This window comes from Streptococcus sp. 2741 (assembly GCF_013276315.1).
GTDB lineage: Bacteria > Bacillota > Bacilli > Lactobacillales > Streptococcaceae > Streptococcus > Streptococcus pseudopneumoniae.
In genome coordinates this window covers 1-3683 of record NZ_VMKU01000119.1, presented here as the reverse complement: position 1 = coordinate 3683, position 3683 = coordinate 1, and the positions used below count along the sequence as shown (strand labels likewise).

6 protein-coding genes are annotated in these 3683 nt (G+C 39.2%); 2 read left to right on the top strand and 4 right to left on the bottom strand.

Features of this window, described 5'->3' with window-relative positions:
• Positions 1-48: 48 nt before the first annotated feature.
• From HT671_RS09880 to rplM, 3 genes are all read right to left on the bottom strand, one after another.
• Positions 49-669, bottom strand: a complete 621-nt coding sequence (locus tag HT671_RS09880; protein ID WP_000855698.1) for a hypothetical protein — start codon at positions 667-669, stop codon at positions 49-51.
• 294 nt (positions 670-963) lie between these two features.
• Positions 964-1356: a 30S ribosomal protein S9 gene (rpsI, locus tag HT671_RS09875; protein ID WP_000075973.1), complete on the bottom strand. Its 393-nt coding sequence runs from the start codon at positions 1354-1356 to the stop codon at positions 964-966.
• A 19-nt stretch (positions 1357-1375) separates the two neighbouring features.
• Positions 1376-1822, bottom strand: a complete 447-nt coding sequence (gene rplM / locus HT671_RS09870) for a 50S ribosomal protein L13 (RefSeq protein WP_138703327.1) — start codon at positions 1820-1822, stop codon at positions 1376-1378.
• A gap of 354 nt (positions 1823-2176) precedes the next feature.
• Between rplM and HT671_RS09865 the strand changes: the two genes are divergently transcribed.
• Complete coding sequence (locus HT671_RS09865; protein WP_031233617.1) at positions 2177-2494, top strand: DUF960 domain-containing protein; 318 nt, start codon at positions 2177-2179, stop codon at positions 2492-2494.
• A gap of 144 nt (positions 2495-2638) precedes the next feature.
• Here the strand turns inward: HT671_RS09865 and folK are convergent, their stop codons facing one another.
• Positions 2639-3451: a 2-amino-4-hydroxy-6-hydroxymethyldihydropteridine diphosphokinase gene (folK, locus tag HT671_RS09860; protein ID WP_023936478.1), complete on the bottom strand. Its 813-nt coding sequence runs from the start codon at positions 3449-3451 to the stop codon at positions 2639-2641.
• A 51-nt stretch (positions 3452-3502) separates the two neighbouring features.
• Here folK and HT671_RS11765 point away from each other — a divergent pair, with 51 nt between their 5' ends.
• On the top strand, positions 3503-3655 hold the full coding sequence (locus HT671_RS11765) for a hypothetical protein (protein ID WP_240153281.1): 153 nt from the start codon (positions 3503-3505) through the stop codon (positions 3653-3655).
• The last annotated feature ends 28 nt before the right edge of the window (positions 3656-3683 follow it).

Here is a 3683-nt window from a genome sequence, read left to right as displayed (position 1 = left end):
ATTTTCGAAGAGTATTACCATCATAACATCCATAAAAACAAGCTTTCTCTAAAAGAAAATGAGCGTAGCAATGACCAATACAAGATCTCGGAAAATATGACCATAAAAGGAAACTTCCTTCTTGACCGAATTTGGGACAAGATAGGCTGCAAAAAACAAACCCAGTCCAATATACATCAGAAGAGAGACAATGGTCATTGGATTTCTTAAAAAGAGAAGTGTTGCTAAAATAGTCACCAACACTGTCTTTTTTCTGTCTAGCATAGCAAGAAAATCGCGCATGTATTTTTTCAAGGGTAAAAAAATCAGCAAATCTAGCCCAAATAGAAAGAAAAAGGATGGCAATAAAAAGTCAACTAATTCTTGCTGCAGCGTATTTTTAATGAACAAGTTATCTGACAAGACAAGGACAGCTCCTAATAAATTAATTAAGAGTAACATACTGTAAAAAAGCTTCACTGACTTCTTACTGGCTAGGACACTATGGACTTCTTGCTTACGGGTATAAAGATAATTTACTCCAGCACAGATTCCTGAAACGAAGACCATACTTCCGATGAAAAAAGCTGTACTTTGTTTAAAGGACAAGATGCATTCCTTCCATAGAAAACAGCTACTCAAACTGATTTGAATTAAAGCTAACAAAAATAAGATTCTCATTGTTTTCATCTTTTCTCTCCCTTCCTACCAATCATTATACTAGGAGAAAAGAGAGAACTGTTTTCAATCTTCTCAAATGTCTCTTTTAGACGCTAAACAAACATGAGAGACTACTACTCAATGAAAATCANNAGGTTGCTCAAAACACTGTTTTGAGGTTGCAGATAGAGCTGACGTGGTTTGAAAAGATTTTCGAAGAGTATAAAGTCGCAACAACTGTGTCAATTGCACCAATTTAGTAAGAAAGTATAAAAAAAGAACACCCCGAAAGGTGCTCTGTATAAGTATAGTAATTCTTTCGAATTAACGTTTACTAAATTGTGATGCTTTACGAGCTTTCTTAAGACCTGGTTTCTTACGTTCAACTTTACGTGAGTCACGTGTAAGAAGTCCTGCACGTTTCAATGAATCGCGGAAGTCTGGGTCTACTTGAAGAAGGGCACGAGCGATACCGTGACGGATAGCTCCTGATTGACCAGCGTATCCACCACCTACAACATTAACGAAAACGTCGTATGAACCTACAGTTGAAGTAACTGCGAATGGTTGGTTGATGACAAGACGAAGGTCAGCGTGTGGGATGTACTCTTCAACATCTTTTTTGTTAACAGTGATTTTACCAGTTCCTGGAACAAGGCGAACGCGTGCAACAGCGTTTTTACGACGTCCAGTACCTGCATATTGTGCTTGTGACATACTTTATTTGTTCCTTTCCTTAGATAAGTCCTGAAATGTCAAGAACTTCTGGTTGTTGTGCAGCATGAGTGTGCTCAGCTCCAACAAATACTTTCAACTTCATACCTTGAGCGCGTCCAAGTGTATTGTGTGGAAGCATACCTTTAACTGATTTCTCGATCAAACGTACTGCATTTTTAGAACGAAGTTCACCTGCAGAGATTTGTTTCAATCCACCTGGGTGGTTTGAGTGAGTGTAGTAGATTTTATCAGTTACTTTTTTACCAGTTAATTTAACTTTTTCAGCATTGATAACAATCACAAAGTCACCTGTATCAGTGTGTGGTGTAAATGTTGGTTTGTTTTTTCCGCGAAGTACGCTAGCAACTACTGCAGAAAGACGTCCAAGTGGTACATCAGTTGCGTCAACTACGTACCATTTACGTTCAACTTGGCCTGGTTTAGCCATAAATGTTGTTTTGTTCATGATTTCTCCTATATATAGTTCGATTTTTGTTTACGGTGATGGGTGTTCCTTCCCATCGAAAAGTATTTGGAAGGTTCCGGGGCCTTTCAAATGGGGTAAACAATACCGCTTACTATCATACCAAATTTCACCCCTAAAAGTCAATAGATATGAAAAATATTTTTCGGTAACTTCTCAAAGTAACTGAAAGTTATATAATCAAGTTAATTTGGGAATTTACCTATTAACTTCGGGAGATTTTTGGGATTTTTTCCTTATTTTTCCCTGTAGCTAAAATCCTTTTCAAAAAATTACCTTTTCTTGATTTTTAATCCTATTTGTTGTATGATAAGGGAAAAGAAAGGGGGCAGAGATATGGCTTTTACCAATGCCCACATGCGGTCTGCTAGTTTTGGCATTGTTACCAGTTTGCCTGATGACGTTATTGACTCTTTTTGGTATATCATCGACCATTTCTTAAAAAATGTCTTTGAATTGGAAGAAGAACTTGAGTTTCAATTGCTTAATAACCATGGAAAAATTACCTTCCACTTTTCAAGCCAACACCTCCCTACAGCCATTGATTTTGACTTTAACCATCCTTTCGACCCTCTGTATCCCCCGAAAGTACTGGTTTTAGATATGGACGGTAGAGAGACTATCCTCCTCCCAGAAGAAAATGACCTATTTTAATACTCAATGAAAATCAAAGAGCCAACTAGGAAGCTAGCCGCANNTTTGAGGTTGCAGATGGAAGCTGACGTGGTTTGAAGAGATTTTCGAAGAGTATAAAAACTCTAGCCTTCAGTTGCAAGTGACTGAAAACTAGAGTTTTTTCTATTGTTTCCAAGCATTATACAAGTTGCGAATAGGTTGCTTTAATGTCGGATGGATAAAATGAGGCGCAATTTCTTGTAGAGACTCAAGAACAAAAAGGCGTTCTGCTATGTAAGGATGGGGCAAGATAAGCTCATCTGTATAAATGGCCTGGTCCTCCACAAAGAGCAAGTCCAAATCAATCAAACGAGGTCCCCAATGCACTTCTCGCACCCGTCCCATCTCTGTCTCAATAGCCAACAATGTTTCTAACAAGACTGGGGCAGGCAACCATGTTTCTACCTCAACCACCTGATTAGCAAAGCTATCCTGCTCCACACCACCCCAAGGCTCCGTCGCTAAGACACTGGATTCTTTGAGAATATGGATACCTCGATTTCGCAGTTTATCAATGGCTTGTTTCAAGTTTGCTTGCTTATCTCCCATGTTGCTTCCTAGGGCGATAAAGGCTCGTTGCTTACGGCGATGGATGGTTACTGAGCATGTATCTAGTGGCAAATGCACTGGCGCCCAAGGCTTTTTCAGTTCCAACTTGATTTCTTGGACAAGAGGATAGGTCTCAAAAGTACGTTCTACCAGTTTATAGGCTACCGTTTCAATCAAATCCTCACTCGTTTCCTGAAACCAAGTCGTCCACTGCTGGCACAATTCTCCGTAATGGACAGAGGCTGCTAAATCCAAATCTGTCGCTGCCTTGGTCATATCATAGGATAGGATAGCTGAAACGACAAACTTCTGCCCCAATTCCTTCTCACTGGGAAAAAGACCATGATAGGCAAAAATTTCCAAATCCTTAATCTGCAGTTGATCCATAATGATTCCTTTCTAGAAAAATCCGCCCAAAGCGGATTCTTTTTATACTCAATGAAAATCAAAGTGCAAACTAAGAAGCTAGCCGTAGGCTGCTCAAAACACTGTTTTGAGGTTGTAGATGAAACTGACGAAGTCAGTAACCATACATACGGTAAGGCGAAGCTGACGTGGTTTGAAGAGATTTTCGAAGAGTATGAAGTTTAAAGAAAGGCCAAGATACGAAGATAATATC

Coding starts and splice junctions, on each gene's coding strand:
- HT671_RS09880 (WP_000855698.1), bottom strand. CDS start 669: ATGAAAACAATGAGAATCTTATTTTTGTTAGCTTTAATTCAAATCAGT.
- rpsI (WP_000075973.1), bottom strand. CDS start 1,356: ATGTCACAAGCACAATATGCAGGTACTGGACGTCGTAAAAACGCTGTT.
- rplM (WP_138703327.1), bottom strand. CDS start 1,822: ATGAACAAAACAACATTTATGGCTAAACCAGGCCAAGTTGAACGTAAA.
- HT671_RS09865 (WP_031233617.1), top strand. CDS start 2,177: ATGGCTTTTACCAATGCCCACATGCGGTCTGCTAGTTTTGGCATTGTT.
- folK (WP_023936478.1), bottom strand. CDS start 3,451: ATGGATCAACTGCAGATTAAGGATTTGGAAATTTTTGCCTATCATGGT.
- HT671_RS11765 (WP_240153281.1), top strand. CDS start 3,503: ATGAAAATCAAAGTGCAAACTAAGAAGCTAGCCGTAGGCTGCTCAAAA.